The sequence below is a fragment of the Actinokineospora sp. NBRC 105648 genome, from assembly GCF_030269645.1.
Classification (GTDB): domain Bacteria; phylum Actinomycetota; class Actinomycetes; order Mycobacteriales; family Pseudonocardiaceae; genus Actinokineospora.
Map to the genome: position 1 here is coordinate 108,746 of NZ_BSTR01000012.1, position 18,941 is coordinate 127,686.

The window sequence follows — 18,941 nt, forward strand, 5'->3', positions numbered from 1 at the left end:
CGAGCGGCCCGTGCGCACCTCGCGCACGGGCCGCTCGCGTCCCCGGCCACGGTGTGACCCACCGGCCTGGGCGACACCCACCCGGCCGAGAGAATCCCGACTCCGCCGGTACCGCAGCGGACAAGCCGACCCTGCTGCACCGAAGTGAATCCGCCCCCAGCAAACCGCAGCGGATAGGCCGACCCCGCTGGCAAGTAACAAGATCCCGCCCCCGCTGTTACCGCAGCGGATAAGCCGACCCTGCTGCACCGAAGTGAATCCCGCCCCCACCCATCAAACGGCAGCGGATAGGCCGACCCCACCAGCACCAAGAGAATCCCGTCCCCCACTAAACCGCAGCGGTGAGGCCGACCCCGCTGGTACGCAAGTCCCGTTACGGATGCTCGATCTGGTGGACTTGCTTCGTGTGGGGGGAGAGTGCCGCTAAACTTGCCGTGGGTGGGGATGCCCTTACCTGCCCTTTTCTCTCCACCGCGGTGCTCTAGGGGCCCCGCGCGAAGCGAGTTCACTAGATCGAGCCCATGCTTTTACTCGGGCAACCCCAGCGATGAGCCACCATGCAGGTCGACCGTAGGTCGGCGTGCGGCACACCCCACGAGCTGCCCGAGTAAAGCGGAGGCTCGATTGGCTGGACTGCCTTCGCGTGGGGCCCCTAGGCGACCGCGTGGGGAAAAAGCGTGGGGAGAAGGGCATCCCCACTACCAGGTCAAGTTTAGCGGTCGCCTCCCCCCACACGAAGGCAGTCCACCCAATCGAGCACAAACGTAACGGGTGTTGCGTACCAGCAGGCTCGGCATTTAGAGATTGAAGAGATTGAAAGAGCAAAGAAGGATGGGGTGGGGCGGCAAAGGGTGGAAGGTGAGAGGTGGGTGCCAAGGGTGGCAACAAGAGATGGATGGGAGTCAAGGGCGGCAAGAGGTGGGTGTGTCTGGGGCAAGGGAGCGGTGGTGCTTGGAGTTCCTGCGCTTTGGGACGTTGTCCCGGGCTGGTGGGGATGGATTTCACTCGGTTGAGGGGTTCCGGGCGCTCGGTTCGGCGTTTCGTTGGTGTGGTGGGTAGACACTTGGGCCATGAGTAGCCCTGAACGTTCTACCGCAAGTTCTGCTTCACCTCCGACCGCCCTGCGTCTGGCCGTCCTGGTGGCCTGCACCGTCATCGGTGTCGCGGGTATCGCGACTCCGGCCTCGGCTGGGGGTGCGCAGTACTACCAGGTCGTTTCCGCGTTGACCGGGACCTGTCTTGCCGCTGATACCGAGCTGCCGAGTCTGCGGGACTGTGCCGGGGATGGGCTTGAGTGGCGGATCTCGCCCGCTCCCGCTGATGGTGGTTGGACGATCAGCGTCGGTACCTGGTGCCTCACATCGGCGCCGGTGCCCTCGGTTGGTCCGTGTGATGGGGGTGCTGGGCAGGCGTGGGGTTTTCAGCCCACCTACACCGGCTACCGGATCACTGCCTGGGAGTTGGAGCTCGCGGTGATCGACGGAGTCGAGCCCGCCGTGGTGAGTCTTGATGCTACTGAGGAACCGGCCAATCGGTGGTACCTGGTCCCGGCGTTCTCAGTCGCGTAGGTAGTCCACAGTGGACTGGTCGGCCGGGAGGAAGGTCTCGATGGCCAGTTCCGAGACAGTGATATCCAGTGGGCTGTTGAACGTCGCCACCGTGGTGATGAAGGAGAGCACCCGGTCGTCCACCGCCAGTTGGAAGGGCAGGGCGACCGCGACCGTTGGTCCTGGGCCGGTGCCGGGTAGGCCGTCGACGATCGGGTAGGCGGTCACTTCGTCGTACACCGCTTGCAGGGTGGGGGACGGGCGTGCGGTGAGGCTGCGCTCCACCCGTTCCAGCAGGTGTTCCCGCCAGGCCGGGAAGTCGACGACCCGTCTTGCCAGGCCGTCTGGATGGAGTCCGACGCGCAGGAGGTTGATGCCGTTGGCTGTCACCGCGGGGGACACCCCGTCGAGGAAGATCCGCTGTACCGCGGAGTTGGCCGCGACCACCTCGTAGGTGCCGTCGAAGACCAGGGCCGGGAACGGCGCGTAGGCATCGAGCAAGCGCTCGATGCCTACGCGCACAGTGGTCATCTCCGGTGAGGAGAGCGGGAGTTGGGAGTACAGCGGGGCGTAGCCCGCGGCCAGCAGCAGGGCGTTGCGGTCGCGGACCGGGACGTCGAGGTGCTCGGCCAGCTTGAGCACCATCGACTGGCTCGGCTTGCTGCGCCCGTTCTCCACGAAGCTCAGGTGCCGGGTGGAGCTGTCGGCGGCCAGCGCCAGCTCCAGCTGGCTCATCCGCCGCCGTTCCCGCCACTGCCGCAGCAGCGGCCCCACACCCGCCTCCGACCCCATGACCGGAGGCTACCTCAGGATCGGACGTACTGCTCCACCTCGACACCGGTCGTCCGGTCGCCCAGGCCCAGCAGCACCACGACCATCAGCGCGATGCACCCGGTGATCACCCCGAACAGCGCGCCCGGCCCGCTCGCCTGCAGGACCGGGAACAGCACGAACGGGATGGCGGCGGCGCTGAGCCGGGAGAACGAGTACGCCATGCCCGCGGCCGTGGTGCGGATCTGGGTGGGGTACTGCTCGCCGAGGAAGACGTGCGAGGCGTTGGCGAAGACGTTGCTCACCAGCGTGTACCCGATCCCGCAGGCCACCAGCATCGGCACCGACGCGGCGTAGCCGAAGCCCAGCCCGAAGCCCGCCATCGCCACCGCCGACCCGGCCAGCAGCGTCTTGCGCTCGAACCGGTCCATCAGCGGCACCGAGAGCAGCGAGCCGATCGGGTAGCCGAGGAAGGAGATCGCCACGTACCCGAGGCTGGCCACGACGCCGAACCCCTTGGCCGCCATGACCTGCGGCGCGAGCGTGCCGAAGCCGTAGTACGCGGTCACCGACAGGATGCTGAACGTCCAGAGCACCAGGGTCCGCTTGCGGTACTCCCGGCTCAGCAGCGCGCCGATCCCCGGTCGCTTGCCCTGCGGCGGCGTCGGCGCGGACACCGCGCTCGGGATCCCGGCCTCGGCCTCCATCTTCCGGACCAGCACGTCGGCCTCGGCGTCGCGGCCCTGCACGGCCAGCCACCGCGGCGACTCGATCAGCTTGCGCCGCAACACCCACACGACAGCGGAACCGAGCGCGCCCAGGACGAACAGGACCCGCCAGCCCGCGATCCCGAACACGGTCTGCGGCGCCAGCCAGAGCGCGGCGAACCCGACCGCGGGGACACCGCAGAACCCGACGGTGTAGGCCCAGGCGATGTAGCGGCCGCGCTTCTTGGCGGGCAGCATCTCGGCGAGGTAGGAGTCGGAGAGCGCGTTCTCCGCACCGATCCCGACACCGGCGAGGAACCGGGTGGCGATCAGCCAGATGGCGGTGGGGGAGAAGGCGCCGAGCAGGGTGAAGAACGAGTAGATGCCCAGGTTGAGCATGAACGCGGCCCGGCGCCCGTACCGGTCGGCGAACCGGCCCAGCACGATCGAGCCGACGAACTGGCCGACGAACGCCGAGGCCAGGACCAGCTTGAGCTCGGTGGTGCCGAACCCGAAGCTGGTCTGCATGACCTTGGCGATGGTGCCGGAGAGGTTGCTGTCGAAGAAGTCGAAGAACAGGCCGATGCCGACGACGAGGGTGAGGTGCCGGTGCGTGCGCCCGAGCGGCAGGCGCTCCAGGCGGTCGCTGATCGAGGCTCTTGTTGGCGGGGCGAGGGTTGTGGACATCTCATCTCCGGGGGAGTTTTTGTGTCCACTGTGTCCTGATCGGCTGATGCTGTGCTGATGCTCGGCTGATCTGTTGCCCTGCGCCGGTTTCGAGGTGTGTCGCGGTGGGTATCGCTGTGCTCGGTGCTGCCTCGATGGGTGTTGGTGGGTGCCCGGGGACGCTGGGCGATTGGTGGGTGCCCGGGACCGTGGGTGGGCTCGATCTGGTGGACCTGCTTTGTCTGGGGCCCCTAAGAAAAGAGGCGCCGTGGGTAGAGCGGGTGGGAAAGGGATACCCACCGCCGAACCAGGCTAGCGCCTCTTTTCTCCCCAGACAAAGCAGGTCCACCAGATCGAGCAGTGTGTTGTGGGGCTTGCGTTCCAGCTGGGTTGGGCAGGACTGGCCCGGCTGGGGTGGGTGTGGCCGGGTTGGCCTGGCTCGGTTGGGGGTGACCAGGCTGGCCTGGCTGGGTTGGGGGTGACCGGGAGAGCCTGGCTGGGTTGGGCGTGGCCTGGTGGGCTGGCTCGCGCCGGGGCGGGCTGTGTGTGGGTGTGGCTCTGCCGCCTGCGCGATGCCTCGGGTGCGGTGTGGGGCTAGTTGGTGATGTTGTCGAAGCGGACGAACATCCGCTCCGGGCCCCGGAGGTTCACGTGCGGGCGGTAGGTCAGCAGGCTCTCGTCCAGCTCCGGTGCCTGCACCCGCCGGGCGAACTCGGACAGGGCGATGGAGGTTTCCAGCTTGGCCAGGCTCGAGCCGATGCAGAAGTGCGGTCCGGCCGCGAAGGCCAGGTGGTGGTTGGCGCCGCGGCGGAGGTCGAAGCGGTCGGGGTCGGAGAAGACGGCCGGGTCGCGGTTGGCGGCGGCCAGCAGGAGCATGATCACGCCGTTGTTGGGGACCGTCACACCCTCCACCGACATCTCCCGGCGGGCCACTCGGGTGACCATCTGGGCCGGGGTGTCGTAGCGCAGGACCTCGTCGACCGCCGCCGAGGCCAGGCCCGGGTTCTCGCGCAGCGCCTGGAGCTGGTCCGGGTGGCGGAGCAGGGCCAGCACGCCGTTCGCGATCAGGTTGGCCGTCGACTCGTACCCGCCGACCAGCAGAAGGGCGCAGGTCGCCAGCAGCTCGGCCTCGGTGAGCACCTCGCCGTCCTGCTCGATCCGCACCAGGTGCGAGAGCAGGTCGTCGGCGGGCTTCTCGCGGCGGAAGGCGACCAGGTCGGCGAAGTAGAGCCGGAAACCCTCCTTGGCCAGCTCGATGTCGGCCAGCACGACCGGGTCGCCCAGGTCGGTCGCCGGGTCCAGGCCGCGCACCAGGCGGTGCGACCAGTCCTGGAGGATGTCGTGGTCGCGGGCCGGGACGCCGAGCAGGTCGTTGATGATGGTGACCGGCAGGATGTTCGCCAGCTGGGAGACCACCTCGATCGCGTTCGCCTCGCCCGCCTTGGTCAGCTGGTCGGCGACGATCTCGCGGATGCGCGGCTCCAGGTTCGCGATCACCCGGGGGGTGAACGCCTTGGACACCAGCCCGCGCAGGCGGGTGTGGTCCGGGGCGTCCATCGACAGGAACGAGTCGAACGGGACCTCGTCGGGGGTGTCGCCGAAGGTGGCGCCCAGCAGCGAGTTCCGCCGGTCCGCGCTGACCGTCGGGTCGCGCAGGATGGTGGCGCAGTTCCGGTAGTCCCCCACCACGACCAGGGCACCGTCGAGCTCGGTGCGCGGCGCGGACCGCAGACCTGCGAGAACCGGGTACGGGTCGGCGCGGTTGGCGGGGTCGAACAGGGTCGCCAGGGAGGGTTCGGCTGTCACAGTCATGGCTGTCTCTTCCGTAGCTGTTTCAGGTCAAGCGATCCCGGCCTGAGCACCCGGGTGCTGTAGCAGTCCACGCCACGATATCAGTGCCCTGTGACATATCAAGCAGCTGAATGGAGTCCGATAACTGCGAGCACGGCGGACCCCGGACACGGCGGCGCCGGACTGCGACCGCGTGGTCCCAGCCCGGCGCCCGCGGGGTGCCGCGGGTGTTCCGCAGACGGTGGCAGCACCGGCTGACCAGGTGCTGACGCCGCGCTCACCAGCCGGTCGGCCCGACGATCCGCAGCACGGTGGCGGCGAAGTTGAAGCCGACCCCGACGCCGAACACCAGCACGTGGTCACCCTCGGTGACCAGCCCGTTCGACAGCAGGTGGTCGAGCCCGGCGAACTGGTCGCCCGCGCCGAGGTGGCCCACCCCGGAGCCGAAGCCCCAGAGCGACTGGGCCTCGGTGAAGCCGAGCGCGTCGAAGTTCTCCGCCTGCCCCTGGCCGCGGTGGATGAACGGCAGCACCGCGCGGACGACCTGGTCCTGCTCGATGCCCGCGTCGGCGAGCACCTGGTCGCGGGTCTTGAACATGGCGGCCTCGATGCGGTCCCAGCCGTTGGCCGCGGCCGGGGTGGCCATGTGCTGGGCGAGCCTGCGCAGCACCGGCACCGGGGCCTCGGTGCCGGGGGCGAACCGGAACGGCTCGGTGCCCCGGCCGAAGCCCTCGAGCGAGTTGTCGGCGAAGGCCGCGGTGGACAGCACCTGGGCGACCCCGCCCCGGGTGGACAGCGCCAGCGCGGTGCCGCCGTCGCCGAAGACGGTGTACATCTGCGAGTTCCAGCGGTCGAACGCGGGGGCGGCGAAGTTGTCCCCGGTGGTCAGCAGCGCGGTGTCGGCCAGCCCGCCGAGCAGGTAGGCGGTCGCGGTGTGGAACGCGGCCATGCCGCCGTTGGAGCGCTGCTGCAGGTCCATCGACACCGCCTGCGGCCCCACCGTCTGGTTGGCCACGAAGCTCGCCGTGCCCCACATGTCCAGGCCCTGGAACCACAGGCTGCTGTGCAGCAGCAGGTCGTACTCGCCCGCCGGGACGCCCGCGCGGGCCACCGCGGCCCGGCCCGCCTCGATCGCCAGCTCCGGGCCGGTCACCCCGTCGGACACCGCGATCCGCTCGTAGCCCAGTCCGGTGTGCCCCTCCCCGACCAGCCCGGCCGCCTCGGCCTCGGCGACCGACACCGTCGGCGGCAGTGCGGTGGCGGTGCCCGCGACGAAGATCTCTCTCGTGCAGCGCACGTCAAACTCCTCTCATGTGGACAGTCGAGACGCGCACAATCTCTTCCGCGCGACTGATATCCCGATGACCCAGGGCTGATCACCGTCCAGTCAGGACCGGGTCAGCGACTCGTCAGCGCCGCGGGCTCCACTTTCGGCACTGTCGGGGGAAAGGGGTAGGACGTGGTGGACCAGGCTGTCCGGCGACCGGTGACCAACCGGGGCGCGCTGGCCGTGTTGCTCTCCTGTGACTTCATGATCACACTGGACTTCTTCGTGTCCAACGTGGCCATTCCGGCCATCCGCCGCGACCTGCACGCCAGTGCCGCGCAGGTGCAGCTGATCGTGGTCGGCTACGCGCTCGCCTACGCCGCGGGCCTGATCACCTGGGGTAGGCTGGGCGACATCCACGGTCGCAGGCGGCTGTTCGCGATCGGACTGGGCGTGTTCACCGCCGCGTCTGTCGCTTGTGGACTCGCGGGGAACGCCGACATGCTCATCTTGGCCCGCGTCGCGCAGGGCTTGGCCGCGGGTGTGATGGCCCCGCAGGTGCTGGCGATCCTCGGCACCACCTACACCGGTGCCCAGCGGGCCAAGGTGTTCGCCATCTCCGGGCTGTCCAAGGGCGTCGCCGGGGTGTTCGGCCAGCTCATCGGCGGCCTGCTGATCGCGGCGGACTCCGGTGGCCTGGGCTGGCGGCTCTGCTTCCTGGTCAACCTGCCGATCGGCCTGGTCGCCCTGGCGTTCACCCGCCGCGCGGTGCCCGAGTCGCGCGCCGGTGGCGACACCCGGCTCGACGGCTGGAGCTCGGTGCTGGCCGCGGTCGCCCTGATCGCCCTGGTGCTGCCGCTGGTCGAGGGCCGCGAGCACGGCTGGCCGCTGTGGACCTGGGTGAGCCTGGCGGTCGCCGTGGTGCTGCTGACCGCGTTCGTCGCCCGCCAGCGCACCGCGAGCACCCCGCTGGTCGACCCGGCCCTCTTCCGCGACCGCGCCTTCGCCGTCGGCGTGGCCTCGACCGCGCTCTACTTCGCCGCGATGGGCGCGTTCCTGCTGGTCCTGGCCGTCTACCTGCAGGACGAGCGCGGCATGAGCCCGGTCGGCTCCGGCGTGCTCTACACCGCCATCGGGGTCGGCTTCTTCGTGATGACCATCCGCGGCGCCGCGCTGGCCGGCCGGATCGGTGTCCGGATGGTGTCGGTCGGGGCGCTGGTCCTCACCGCGGGCTGGGCGCTGCTGACCCTGCTCACCGACCTGCCGGTGGTCTGGCTGGCGCCCGCGCTGCTGGTCTGCGGGCTCGGCATGGGCCTGATCATGAGCCAGCTGACCGCGCGCACCCTGGCGGGCGTCCCGGCCCGGCTGGCGGGCGCGGGCTCCGGCGTGCTGAACACCGCGGTGCAGATCGGCAGCGCCCTGGGGGTCGCGCTGATCGGCATCGTCTTCTACGGCGCGCGCTCCGGCTTCGTCCCCGCCCTGGTGACCCTGGTGGTCGTCGGCCTCGTCCTCGCCGCGCTGCTGCGGCGACTGCCCCAAACCAGATCCGAACAGTGAGGTCGCGAACCCGATGGCGAGAACCTACGACGAGGCCCGGCAGCCGCACCTGAGAGCCGTGCTCGGCCAGATGAGCGCCGAGGCCGAGAAGCTGACCTGGCCGCTGGCCCGCCTGCACCACCTGCGCGACGAGCGGCTGCGCGCGATGGTGCGCCACGCCAAGGAGAACTCGCCGTGGCACCGGGAGCGGCTGCGCGACGTCGACCCCGATGGCCTGACCGGCGACGACATCCGGCACCTGCCGACGATGAACAAGGCCGACGTGATGGCCAACTGGGACCACATCGTCACCGACCCCCGGTTGAACCTGGAGATCGCCCAGGCGCACCTGGACAAGGTCACCGAGAACGGGCCGGAGTACCTGTTCGACGAGTTCCACATCGTGACCACCGGCGGCTCCTCCGGCCTCACCGGGCTCTTCCCGTGGGACTACGAGGGCTGGCTGCAGGCCGGTCTGGGCGCCTGGCGGCTGATGCCGTGGGTGATCAAGGACCTGGAGCTCTCGCCGCCGCGCGGGGCGTTCGTCGGCGCGGCGCACGCCTCGCACATGTCCGACGCCATCCGGGCCACCTTCGACACCGGCGAGGACAGCTGCAAGGTGCCGGTGACCCGCCCACTGGATGAGATCGTCGAGGCGCTCAACCGCTTCCAGCCCAACCAGATCCTGGCCTACCCGTCGATCCTCTGGCGGCTGGCGCTCGAGCAGCAGGAGGGCAGGCTCGACATCAAGCCCGAGGTCATGCTCGGCGGCGCGGAGCCGCTGTTCCCGCACATGCGCGAGACCATCGAGAACGCCTTCGGTGCGCCGGTGATCGACTTCTACGGCACCTCCGAGACCTGGATGCTGGCCTGCTCGATGCCCGGGCGCACCGAGCTGCACCTGGGCGAGGACCTGGCGGTCTACGAGCCGGTCGACGCCGCGCACGAGCCGGTCCCGGCGGGCACCCGGGCGGCCAAGCTGCTGGTCACCAACGTGATCAACAAGGTCTTCCCGCTGATCCGCTACGAGATCGCCGACGAGGTGCTCGTCCTCGACGACCACACCGGCGGCGACAACCCCGGACCGTGGACCGGTCGCCGGATCGCCCCGGTGGCGGGCAGGCACGACGACGTCTTCGAGTACCCGGGTGGGGTCTACGTGCACCCGTACGTGTTCTGGACCCCGCTGTGGGACTCGCGGATCGCCCAGTACCAGGTTCGCCAGACCGCCGCGGGCGCCGACGTGGTGGTGGAGCTGCGCGCGGCCTGCGACCTCGGTCCGGTGCGCGCGGCGCTGGTCTCGGCGATGCGCGAGGCCGGGCTGGCCGATCCGGTGGTCTCGATCGCCGCGGTGGAGCGGATCCCGCGCAACCGGATCTCCGGCAAGATCAAGTCCTTCATCTCGCTGCCCGGGTAGCGGGCGCGGCGGCCGGCTCGCGGTGCCCACCCGCGAGCCGGCCGCGGCGGGCGGGCCGGGGACGGGCGCGGGCCCGTCATCCGTCGGCGGCCGTTCGGGTCCGTGGACCGAAGTGGACTGGAGTCCACCCGCGGTCGGTCACCTGTCCCATGACTGCCAGGGTAATCGGTCACTGACCAATTCGGACTTTTCGACCATTGGACTAGGAACCGGTGTCGGCGAAGGCATCCACGATGCGCCGCAGGAAGTCCTGCAACTGCTTGCGCTCGTCCGGGTGCAGGGTGTCGGCCAGCTTCTCGTCGGCGGACTTGATCAGCGTCTCGGCCTTGCGCAGCAGCGCCCAGCCCTCGCCGCTCAGCTTGGCGAGCAGCACTCGTTCGTGCACCTGCGAGGGTTCGCGCTCGATCAGGTTGCGGGCGCTGAGCTTGGCCAGGATCGCGGCCATGCTCTGCGGGGTGACCAGGCACAACCGCGCCAGGTGCGCGCCGGAGAGCCCGGGTGAGTTGGCCAGCACGAGCAGGGTGGAGTACTGGCGCACGGTCAGGTCGATCTCCCGCAGCAGCGCGGCGGTCTCGCCGGAGAGGGCGTGGTCGGCGCTGCGGATCGTGGCGCCGAGCTCCTGGATACCGGGATCCGGGCGCTGACTGGGGAATCCGGTCTTCAATGTCCCCCCTAGCATGACGTCGGGTGGCGGGGTGGCGCGGCGATCGGCACGGCGCGACCAGACCGGCGGCGCCGGTTCGGTGAGCCGTCCCCATCGTAACAGAGTTCTTGTAGTTATCAGTACTCGTATACAGCTGTGCGGCTGCCGGGGACCACCGCTGGCCCAACGAGAACCGGCCGCACCCCCATGAGGGTACGGCCGGTTGTGCTGGCGGGTACGGGCTACTCGTCGTGGAGCACCTTGATCGCCCGTTCGAGGAGCGTGGTGAGCGTGCGGCGCTCATCGTCGGTGAACTCGGCGGAGAGCCGTTCCTCGACCGCGTGCGCCTTGACGTCGGCCCGCTTGAGCAGCGCGCCGCCCACGCGGGTGAGCTTGGTGACGAACACCTTCTGGTGCACCGCGGAGGGAGTGCGGGTGATCAGGCCCTTGGCTTCGAGGTTCGACAGCACGGTCGCCATCGTCTGCGGGGTCACCGCGAGGATGCGCGCCAGCTGCGCCCCGGAGGCGCCGGGCAGGTAGGAGAGCACGAGCAGACCGCCGTACTGCGGGACGGTCAGGTCGAACTCGCGGAGTACGCCGCTCTTGGCCGACATGAGGGCCTGCTCGGCGCGCTTGATCACGTGGCCCGGACGGCGGGCGATCTCCGCCTCCAGCCCTGCCATACCAGAACGTGTACTCAAGTCAGCCTCCTGTTTTGCAATCGACCCATGATATGTCCACCGGTGCTGGATATCAAACGAGTGCTGACAGTGTCGGGGCGCCGCCCAGCGTAGTCGCCCCGGCCGCCGCGGGAGCGGTTCCCATGATCTCCTGAGACGTGTAAGGTTCCTCACCTGAGGCAGGAAACTGATGCCGCTCCGCTGGTGCACAGTCGTTGTCGGGCAACGCGAAGGACGCTCATGACGGATCAGTCGGAGTCGGGGGCGACCCCCCGCCAGCTGCCGGTACTGGTGGTCGGGGCCGGTCCGGTCGGGCTCGCCGCCGCGGCCGACCTGCTCGACAAGGGGGTCGCGGTCCACTGCGTGGACGCGGCTGCGGGGCAGTACCCGTTCACCCGCTCGCTGGCCGCCTGGCCGCGGATGATGGAGATCCTGCGCGGGCTCGGCGTCGAGCTGCGCGACCCGGCGCTGGGGCACCCGCTCGGCGCCCTGCACTACTTCTCCGGCAACCGCCCGATCCTCACCCTGGGCCTGCGCGCGCACACCCGGCCGATGGTCGTGGGCCAGCCCGCGATCGAGCGGCTGCTGCTCGATGGCCTGCACGCCCGAGGCGGCGCCGTGCGCTGGCGGACCAGGCTGGTCGAGCTGGAGCGGCGCCCGGACGCGGTCCGCGCGCGGTTCGAGCTCGCCGACGGCGGCACCGAGTGGGCCGAGTACTCCTACGTCATCGGTGCCGACGGCGCGAGCAGCACGGTCCGCAAGCTGCTCGGCGTGCCGTTCGAGGGCAGCACCTACCCGGTCGGGTTCGTGCTCGCCGACGTCCGGCTGCACGGCGGGCTCGCCCCGGACCAGGCCTACTACTACGTCAGCGACAAGGGGATGCTCGCGCTCGTCGGCATGCCGCACGGCCGCTACCGGGTGTTCACCTCCGCGCCGCCGGGGCTCGACCGGGACAACGTCACCCTCGACGACGTCCAGCGGCTGCTCGACGACCGCGGCCCCGGCGGGCTCACCATGTCGGACCCGCTGTGGCTGACCGCGTTCGCCGTGCACGCCCGGCACGCCGAGCGGATGCGCGACGGGCGGGTCTTCCTGATGGGCGACGCCGCGCACATCCACAGCCCGGCGGGCGGGCAGGGGCTCAACACCGGTATCGGCGACGCGCACAACCTCGCCTGGAAGCTGGCCATGGTCTGGCACGGCCGGGCCGCGGCCGACCTGCTGGCGAGCTACCAGCCGGAGCGGATGGCCGCGGTGGCCGCCGTGGTGCGCGACGCCGACCTGCAGACCAAGGCGTGGCTGGTGCGCAAGCGCTGGCACCGGGTGGTCCGCGACCTGGCCGCGCGGGTGGTCTCGGCCACCCGGCTGGCCGACCTGGACTACGTGCCCCGGCTGGCGGGCCTGCGCGTCCGCTACGCCGCCGAGCCCGGCGCGGGGGGCTCCCGGCTGTCCCCGTACCGCCCCGGCGCCCTGGTGCCCAACTGGCCGGTCCTGGTGGACGGTGTCCGCACGCCGCTGCGCGCGGCGCTGTGCAGGCACCGGTTCACCGTCCTGGTGGACGGTCCCGCCCGCGGGGCGCAGCTGCGCGCGCTGCTCGACCGGGTCGCGCGCCAGTGGTCCGACGAGGTCGACATGCGCGCGCTGCACGGCCGGGTCCTCCGATCCGGACTGTCCTCTGTGGAGGGTCGAACCGCGCGCGGCACCCGGGTCGTGCTGGTCCGTCCGGACCAGCACGTGCTGGCGCACGCCCCGGCCGCACGTGCGTACGACGTACTGTCCCGACTGGAATCACTGTTGCCACAACGTGATTCGGTCTCGCCCGAGCGCGAATAGTCTTCGTGTCACCGCGCCATCAGGCGTAGGTCAGTCCTTCCCGCACTGTTATCCCAGTGTCCCGCGCCGCCGTGACGGTTTCGCCGAAAATGCGGCCGAACGGTCCAACAACCGTCGCCCATTGGTCGGATGGTCCCCGTCGGCGTGCCCGGGAAACCGTTGTGCGGACACACATTGCCCGTCAGGGCAGATCCTTGACTTCGAGCACAGGCAGTCGACATCATGCTGATGAGCATCAATTACCCGTAGATAGCTTCGAACACTGATACAGGTCAGGATGCTGAGAAGGTGACCTGGTCAGACCAGACCGCTGTGACGAGGGGACGAACAATGGACGCACAGCTCTTGCCCACCACCTACCTCGTGGGCGACCGGTTCGAGACGTTCGCGCGCAAGGACCGGGTCGAGACGGTCAACCGGTTCGTGGGGAACGTGCGCAGCGGGTTATTCGACCGCCTCGTCGACCCGATGAGACTGGTGGCGGGCCAAGGGGTCGACGCCTCCGACTGGGACACCGTCCGCACCGAGCTGTCCCGGCGCGGCCTGCTGGACCGCTTCGTCCTCCCGGCCCGCCTGCCCGCTGCCGTGCCCGCCGCCGACGTGCACAAGCAGCAGGAGGAGAACGTGCTGCTCGCCGACGTGGCGGCCAGCGGCCCGCTCGCGCTGACCGCCCGGCTGCGGCTCTCCGACCGCAACGAGCTGGTGACCGACCACGTCACCGGCCAGCACCTGTCCGGCATGGTGCTCATCGAGGCCGGTCGGCAGATGATCCTGGCGGGCACGCACGAGTTCGTGCTCACCCCGGACACCGAGCCGGACTTCTCCTTCGTGCTCGGCTCGCTCAGCGTCGCCTTCGAGCGCTACGTCTTCCCGATCGGCGCCGAGCTGGCCCTGCGGCTGACCAAGCTGCCCAGCTCCAAGCCCGCGAGGCTGGAGTTCACCGCCGAGGTGGAGGTCACCCAGTCCGGCGAGGTCGCCGCGCGGATCAGCGCGGAGTTCCAGGTGGTCCGCACCCGCGGCCTGGCCCGCCAGGAGGAGATGCTGGCGACCAAGGCCATCGAGGCCTGCGGGTTCACCGCCGAGCAGCCCGTGGGCGCCCCCGCGCGGCAGTGCTCCTCGGCCCCGGCCCGCCGCGCCGCCGCGCGCGTTCCCCAGGGCGCCTGACCCGATGGCGGCCCAGGCGGCGTTCTTCGACGTCGACGAGACCCTGATCACCGTCAGCAGCGCGGTCGACTTCCTGGACTACCGGATGGGCCGGTCGCGCGACCCGCGCACCAGCGCCTGGCGGTTGCTGGCCCCTGCCGCCCGGCTGGAGCGCACCGCGGCCAACCGCGCGTACTTCGCCCTCTACGCGGGCGTTTCCGTCGCTGACGCCACCGCGCAGGGTCGGGCCTGGTTCGCCGAGCTGGCGGCCGCCGGGGGCCTGTTCCACCCGCCGGTGCTGGCCGAGCTGCGCGCGCACGCCGAGCGCGGCACCCGCGTCGTGCTGGTGTCCGGCTCGTTCGCCCCGTGCCTGGACCCGATCGCCGAGGCGGTCGGCGCCGACACCGTGCTGTGCACCGAACCCGAGGCGGTGTGCGGTGTCTACACCGGCGCCACCGCCCGCTCGATGATCGGCCCCACCAAGGTCCTGGCGGTCCGGGCGTACCTGCGCGCGCACGGGATCTCCGCCGCCGACTGCCACGCCTACGGCGACCACGCCTCCGACCTACCCCTACTGAGCGAGGTCGGGACCCCTGTTGTCGTCGGTGCCGACCCGGTGCTGACCCTGCTCGCCCGCCGCCGCGGCTGGCGCACCGTGCCGGGTACGGCGCCCTACCGCGAGACCGTGTCCCGGTTCCTGACCACCGCGGGCGTGCCGTCGCTGTGAGCCCGTGCCCCTGCGCCTGACGGCTGGAGCGCGCGAGCCACGATGGGGCTGGTGAACCCCGGCCGGGGCCGACTACCCGGGCCGGGGCAATGGCCCCGAATGGCGCGCGCACTCGCCGAGTTCACCTGCACGGGCATCGTCATGCTTGTCCGACATGCTTATCCGACAAAGGAAATGCGGACACCGGGAGCGGCATTGGCCGTACCCGGTGTTTTCACTTTCTTGAGCGGGTATTTACCCTGCGGTCAAAGCAAAACCGGCGCCACCCCGCATCGGGGTGGCGCCGGTCTCGTGTTTCGGGGACCTACAGGTGCGCGGGCACCGGCCGCGGCTGCAGGACCGGGTCGTGCGCCAGGATCGCCATCTGGCACTTCTGCAGCACCGGGGACGGCTCGACGCCCAGCTCGTCCATCAGCCGGGCGCGCATCCGCTGGTAGACCGCCAGCGCGTCGCGCTGCCGACCGCAGCGGTAGAGCGCCACCATCAGCTGCTGGCAGAGCCGCTCGTTGAGCGACTCGGACTCCACCAGCTCGGAGAGCTCGGCGACGATCTCGTTGTGCCGCCCGATGACCAGCTCGGCCTCGAACAGCCGCTCCAGCGCCGCCGCCCGGTACTCCTTGTAGCGCACCGCCGCGGCCTGGCAGATGAAGCCGCCCAGGTTGCCGCCGAAGGTCGGGCCGCGCCACAGGGTGAGCGCGTCGCGCAGCTTGTCGATCATCTCCAGCGGGGTGTGCGACTGGTTGGCCCGCACCTCGAGCAGGGCGTGGGTGAAGATGTCGGCGTCGAAGTCGTCGGTGCCCAGGCAGAGCCGGTAGCCCGAGGGCATGCTCAGGAAGCGCCCGCCGCGCTGCTCCGGGTCGACCGAGCGTAACCGCCTGCGGAGCCTGCTTATGTGTGCCTGTAAGGCGTTCTCGGCGTTGCGCGGCGGGTTGTGCTCCCACAGCTCGCCGATCAACGACTCGGTCAGCACCAGGCGGTCGTGGTTGACCAGCAGGGCGGCCAACAGGGTTCGCTGGAAGGTCCCGTTGATCTCCACCGGCTCACCCGCCGCCTGGATCTCGATCGGACCGAGTATTCGATAGGTCAGCATGCGCGCTCCCCGGCTGGCTGTGTCTGACAAGCAGGATGCTTCCATGAATCAGAAGTCTGATGCAAGTACGAGCACCGATGATAAGCAGAATCCTGCCTCAATGCGGCCGAACGGCGCAGATGGTCAGGCGGCCATCAACCCGCTGTCAGGCGCAGGGGTGAGCATCGTCAGGGCCTGCAGCCGAACCGTCTACGCGATGAGGTAGCGATGCTCCTTGAACGAAAGCGACTGCTCGTCACCGGCGTGGTGTCGACCAAGTCGATCGCCCACGCCGCCGCCCGCCTCGCGCTCGCCGAGGGCGCCGAGGTGGTGCTCACCGGCTTCGGCCGCGGCCTGCGGATCACCGAACGGCTCGGCGAGTCGCTGGGCTGCGAGGTGCTCGAGATGGACGTCACCGCGCCCGAGCAGGTCAGCGCCGTGGTCACCCACCTCGGTGCCAAGTGGGGTGCGCTCGACGGCCTCCTGCACGCCGTCGCCTACGCCCCGGCCAACGCCCTCGACGGCGGGTTCCTGACCGCGCCGTGGGAGGACGTGGCCACCGCCCTGCACGTGTCCACCTACTCCTTCGCCGCCCTGGGCCGCGAGTTCGCCCCGCTGCTGGCCGCGGCCGGTGGCGGCTCGATCGTCGGCCTGGACTTCGACGCCGAGGTCGTCTGGCCCGGCTACGATTGGATGGGCGTGGCCAAGGCGGGCCTGGAGAGCTGCGCCCGCTACCTCGCGCACGCCCTGGGCCCGGCGGGCACCCGGGTCAACCTGATCGCCGCCGGTCCGCTGCGCACGGTGGCCGCGGGCGCGATCAAGAGCTTCGAGGTGTTCGAGTCGGTCTGGCAGGAGCGCGCGCCGCTGGGCTGGGACGACCGCGACGCCACCGCCGTCGGCCGCGCGATCTGCGCGCTGTGGTCGGAGTGGCTGCCCGGGGTGACCGGTGAGGTCATCCACGTCGACGGCGGCGTGCACGCCATCGGCGGCACGGTGCCCAAGCCCGCCCCGGCCGCCGAGGCCGAACCCGAGCTGGCGGCCGTCCGATGAGCCGCACCGTGCGCGTCGACGAGCTCGACGGACTGGTCGGCGAGGTGCTCGGGGTCAGCAGCTGGCACCGGGTGACCCAGGCGACGGTGAACCAGTTCGCCGCCGCCACCGGCGACTACCAGTGGATCCACACCGACCCGGTGCGCGCCGCCGCCGAGGGCCCGTGGGGCGCGCCGGTCGCGCACGGCCTGCTGACCCTGGCGCTGCTGCCGTCGATGATCACCGAGGCGTTCTCCGTCGAGGGCGCGGACGTGATCGTCAACAAGGGCTTCGACAAGGTCCGGCTGGCCAACCCGGTCAAGGTCGGCAGCCGGGTCCGCGGCACCGTCAAGCTGGGCTCGGCCACCCCCCGGCCGCGCTCGTTCCACGAGGTCCGGCTGCAGGTCACCGTCGAGGTCGAGGACCAGGCCGGGGCGGCGCTCAAGGCCGAGACGATCTTCCTCTACCGCCAGGCCGAACTCCTCGCGGCGGGCTGAGCGATGATCACCGAACAGACCAGCAGCCGGGTCGCGCTGCGCAAGCTGGCCTCCGGGGTCGCGGTGCTGACCTTCCGCGACGGCGACCGGGCGCACGCGGCCACCGTCAGCTCGGTCACCGCGGTCTCCCGGGACCCGCTGCTGCTGGGCACCTGCCTGCGCGTCGGCTCGGTCTTCGCCGACCTGGTCCGCGAGCCGGGCGCCCGGTTCGCGGTCAACATCCTCGGCGCCCACCAGGCGGCCTTCGCCAGCTGGTTCGCCGACCCGCGCCGACCGCGCGGACTGGCCCAGTTCGACTGCGTCGACTGGACCCCCGACCCCTACAGCGGCGCGCCGCTGATCGCCGGGTCGCTCGCCGGGCTGGGGTGCGGGCTGCGCTCGCACACCCCGGCGGGCGACCACCACCTGCTCGTCGCCGAGGTCTTCGCCGGGGTGCCCGGCGAGGGCGCCCCGCTGCTGAGCTACGCGGGCCAACTGCACGACGGAACGCTGCGCAGCCTGCCCGAGCGGCAGGCGCACCCGGGTTCGCCCCAGGAAGGACACCTCATGCCCGAAACCGAGGCCGTGCGATGACCGCGGCCGTCGTCACGGGGGTCGGCGCCTCGCTGCCCCAGCGCGTGGTCACCAACGAGGAGCTCGCCGGGTACCTGGACACCTCCGACGAGTGGATCCGCAGCCGCACCGGCATCGGCACCCGGCGCTGGGTCGACACCGGGGTGTCCACCGGCGACCTGGCCACCCAGGCCGGTGAGCTGGCGCTGCGCTCGGCCGGGGTCGACCGGGTCGACGCGGTCGTGGTCGCCACCACCACCCCCGACCGGCTCTGCCCGGCCACCGCGCCCGAGGTGGCCACCCGCCTGGGCCTGACCGGCATCTCCGCGCACGACGTCAACGCCGTGTGCACCGGCTTCCTCTACGGCCTGGCCAGCGCGGTCGGCCTGATCGCGGCGGGCAACGCGTCCTCGGTGCTGATGATCGGCGCCGAGACGTTCTCCACGATCATCGACCCGAAGGACCGCGGCACCGCGGTGATCTTCGCCGACGGCGCGGGCGCCCTGGTGCTGCGCGCGGGCTCGGCCGACGAGCCGGGCGCGGTGGGCCCGTTGGTGCTGGGCAGCGACGGCAGCCTCGCCGACCTGATCCAGATCCCGGCGGGCGGCTCGCGGCAGCGCTCCTCGGGCGAGGAGGCGGCGCCGGAGGACTACTACTTCCGCATGCGCGGCCGCGAGGTCTACCGGCACGCCGTCGAGCGGATGGCGGGCTCGGCGCAGGAGGCGTTGCTGCGCGCGGGTTTGACGATGTCCGATGTGGACAAGTTCGTCCCGCACCAGGCCAACGCGCGGATCTCGGTCGCGGTCGGTGAACGGCTGGGCATCCGGCCGGAGCAGACCGTGTCCAATGTGGAGCGAGTGGGCAACACCGCGGCGGCCTCGATCGGCCTGCTGCTGGCCGAGGCGACCGCCACCGGCGAACTGCGCGGCGGCCAGCGGCTGCTGCTCACCGCCTTCGGCGGCGGCCTGACCTGGGGCGCCACCACCATGGTCTGGCCGGACGTGACCGCGCACATCTCCTCGCCCGCGCGGCCCGCCGTCGCGCTGGCGGGCTGAGCAGGAGGACC

Annotated in this window: 16 protein-coding genes; 9 read left to right on the forward strand and 7 right to left on the reverse strand. The window is 70.8% G+C overall.

Features of this window, described 5'->3' with window-relative positions:
* Positions 1–1,556: 1,556 nt before the first annotated feature.
* The 4 genes from QSK30_RS13970 to QSK30_RS13985 all read right to left on the reverse strand — a co-directional run bounded on the left by QSK30_RS13970 (position 1,557) and on the right by QSK30_RS13985 (position 6,779).
* Complete coding sequence (locus QSK30_RS13970; RefSeq protein WP_285502921.1) at positions 1,557–2,339, reverse strand: helix-turn-helix domain-containing protein; 783 nt, start codon at positions 2,337–2,339, stop codon at positions 1,557–1,559.
* Positions 2,340–2,353: 14 nt separating this feature from the next.
* Positions 2,354–3,712 carry an MFS transporter gene (locus QSK30_RS13975; RefSeq protein ID WP_285502949.1) on the reverse strand — a complete coding sequence of 453 codons (1,359 nt, stop codon included), beginning with the start codon at positions 3,710–3,712 and terminating at the stop codon, positions 2,354–2,356.
* Positions 3,713–4,285: 573 nt separating this feature from the next.
* Positions 4,286–5,503: a cytochrome P450 gene (locus tag QSK30_RS13980; RefSeq protein ID WP_285502950.1), complete on the reverse strand. Its 1,218-nt coding sequence runs from the start codon at positions 5,501–5,503 to the stop codon at positions 4,286–4,288.
* A 256-nt stretch (positions 5,504–5,759) separates the two neighbouring features.
* The gene (locus QSK30_RS13985; protein WP_285502951.1) at positions 5,760–6,779 is read right to left on the reverse strand and encodes a ketoacyl-ACP synthase III family protein; all 1,020 of its coding nucleotides are present in this window, start codon (positions 6,777–6,779) and stop codon (positions 5,760–5,762) included.
* 162 nt (positions 6,780–6,941) lie between these two features.
* Between QSK30_RS13985 and QSK30_RS13990 the strand changes: the two genes are divergently transcribed.
* Both QSK30_RS13990 and QSK30_RS13995 read left to right on the forward strand, forming a co-directional pair.
* Positions 6,942–8,306, forward strand: coding sequence for an MFS transporter (locus tag QSK30_RS13990; protein ID WP_285502953.1), 1,365 nt, complete (start codon positions 6,942–6,944; stop codon positions 8,304–8,306).
* A 13-nt stretch (positions 8,307–8,319) separates the two neighbouring features.
* Complete coding sequence (locus tag QSK30_RS13995; protein ID WP_285502954.1) at positions 8,320–9,702, forward strand: phenylacetate--CoA ligase family protein; 1,383 nt, start codon at positions 8,320–8,322, stop codon at positions 9,700–9,702.
* Positions 9,703–9,904: 202 nt separating this feature from the next.
* On the opposite strand, the gene QSK30_RS14000 is transcribed toward QSK30_RS13995, so the two are convergent.
* Together QSK30_RS14000 and QSK30_RS14005 are read right to left on the reverse strand one after the other, a co-directional pair.
* Positions 9,905–10,366 carry a MarR family winged helix-turn-helix transcriptional regulator gene (locus QSK30_RS14000; protein WP_285502956.1) on the reverse strand — a complete coding sequence of 154 codons (462 nt, stop codon included), beginning with the start codon at positions 10,364–10,366 and terminating at the stop codon, positions 9,905–9,907.
* 221 nt (positions 10,367–10,587) lie between these two features.
* A complete protein-coding gene (locus tag QSK30_RS14005; RefSeq protein WP_285502958.1) occupies positions 10,588–11,028 on the reverse strand; it encodes a MarR family winged helix-turn-helix transcriptional regulator in 441 nt (146 codons plus the stop codon).
* 237 nt (positions 11,029–11,265) lie between these two features.
* Between QSK30_RS14005 and QSK30_RS14010 the strand changes: the two genes are divergently transcribed.
* From QSK30_RS14010 to QSK30_RS14020, 3 genes are all read left to right on the forward strand, one after another.
* Positions 11,266–12,858 carry an FAD-dependent monooxygenase gene (locus QSK30_RS14010; protein ID WP_285502960.1) on the forward strand — a complete coding sequence of 531 codons (1,593 nt, stop codon included), beginning with the start codon at positions 11,266–11,268 and terminating at the stop codon, positions 12,856–12,858.
* A gap of 330 nt (positions 12,859–13,188) precedes the next feature.
* Positions 13,189–14,022 (forward strand): AfsA-related hotdog domain-containing protein, encoded by an 834-nt coding sequence (locus tag QSK30_RS14015; RefSeq protein WP_285502961.1) that lies wholly within the window; start codon positions 13,189–13,191, stop codon positions 14,020–14,022.
* Positions 14,023–14,026: 4 nt separating this feature from the next.
* Complete coding sequence (locus tag QSK30_RS14020) at positions 14,027–14,728, forward strand: HAD family hydrolase (protein ID WP_285502962.1); 702 nt, start codon at positions 14,027–14,029, stop codon at positions 14,726–14,728.
* Positions 14,729–15,032: 304 nt separating this feature from the next.
* On the opposite strand, the gene QSK30_RS14025 is transcribed toward QSK30_RS14020, so the two are convergent.
* Positions 15,033–15,818: an AfsR/SARP family transcriptional regulator gene (locus QSK30_RS14025; protein WP_285502964.1), complete on the reverse strand. Its 786-nt coding sequence runs from the start codon at positions 15,816–15,818 to the stop codon at positions 15,033–15,035.
* Between the two features lie 207 nt (positions 15,819–16,025).
* On the opposite strand from QSK30_RS14025, the gene fabI reads away from it, so the two are divergent.
* From fabI to QSK30_RS14045, 4 genes are read left to right on the forward strand one after another with little or no spacing between them, the layout of a single operon-like run.
* Positions 16,026–16,847, forward strand: coding sequence for an enoyl-ACP reductase FabI (gene fabI / locus QSK30_RS14030; protein WP_285502966.1), 822 nt, complete (start codon positions 16,026–16,028; stop codon positions 16,845–16,847).
* Positions 16,844–17,323 carry a MaoC family dehydratase gene (locus QSK30_RS14035; RefSeq protein ID WP_285502967.1) on the forward strand — a complete coding sequence of 160 codons (480 nt, stop codon included), beginning with the start codon at positions 16,844–16,846 and terminating at the stop codon, positions 17,321–17,323. The genes fabI and QSK30_RS14035 overlap by 4 nt, the downstream gene beginning before the upstream one ends.
* A gap of 3 nt (positions 17,324–17,326) precedes the next feature.
* Complete coding sequence (locus tag QSK30_RS14040) at positions 17,327–17,896, forward strand: flavin reductase family protein (protein WP_285502969.1); 570 nt, start codon at positions 17,327–17,329, stop codon at positions 17,894–17,896.
* Entirely contained in the window at positions 17,893–18,930 is a 1,038-nt protein-coding gene (locus QSK30_RS14045) for a beta-ketoacyl-ACP synthase III (RefSeq protein WP_285502971.1), read from the forward strand. The genes QSK30_RS14040 and QSK30_RS14045 overlap by 4 nt, the downstream gene beginning before the upstream one ends.
* Positions 18,931–18,941: the final 11 nt, after the last annotated feature.

Coding starts and splice junctions, on each gene's coding strand:
- QSK30_RS13970 (WP_285502921.1), bottom strand. CDS start 2,339: ATGGGGTCGGAGGCGGGTGTGGGGCCGCTGCTGCGGCAGTGGCGGGAA.
- QSK30_RS13975 (WP_285502949.1), bottom strand. CDS start 3,712: ATGTCCACAACCCTCGCCCCGCCAACAAGAGCCTCGATCAGCGACCGC.
- QSK30_RS13980 (WP_285502950.1), bottom strand. CDS start 5,503: ATGACTGTGACAGCCGAACCCTCCCTGGCGACCCTGTTCGACCCCGCC.
- QSK30_RS13995 (WP_285502954.1), top strand. CDS start 8,320: ATGGCGAGAACCTACGACGAGGCCCGGCAGCCGCACCTGAGAGCCGTG.
- QSK30_RS14005 (WP_285502958.1), bottom strand. CDS start 11,028: ATGGCAGGGCTGGAGGCGGAGATCGCCCGCCGTCCGGGCCACGTGATC.
- QSK30_RS14010 (WP_285502960.1), top strand. CDS start 11,266: ATGACGGATCAGTCGGAGTCGGGGGCGACCCCCCGCCAGCTGCCGGTA.
- QSK30_RS14015 (WP_285502961.1), top strand. CDS start 13,189: ATGGACGCACAGCTCTTGCCCACCACCTACCTCGTGGGCGACCGGTTC.
- QSK30_RS14020 (WP_285502962.1), top strand. CDS start 14,027: ATGGCGGCCCAGGCGGCGTTCTTCGACGTCGACGAGACCCTGATCACC.
- QSK30_RS14025 (WP_285502964.1), bottom strand. CDS start 15,818: ATGCTGACCTATCGAATACTCGGTCCGATCGAGATCCAGGCGGCGGGT.
- fabI (WP_285502966.1), top strand. CDS start 16,026: ATGCTCCTTGAACGAAAGCGACTGCTCGTCACCGGCGTGGTGTCGACC.
- QSK30_RS14035 (WP_285502967.1), top strand. CDS start 16,844: ATGAGCCGCACCGTGCGCGTCGACGAGCTCGACGGACTGGTCGGCGAG.
- QSK30_RS14040 (WP_285502969.1), top strand. CDS start 17,327: ATGATCACCGAACAGACCAGCAGCCGGGTCGCGCTGCGCAAGCTGGCC.
- QSK30_RS14045 (WP_285502971.1), top strand. CDS start 17,893: ATGACCGCGGCCGTCGTCACGGGGGTCGGCGCCTCGCTGCCCCAGCGC.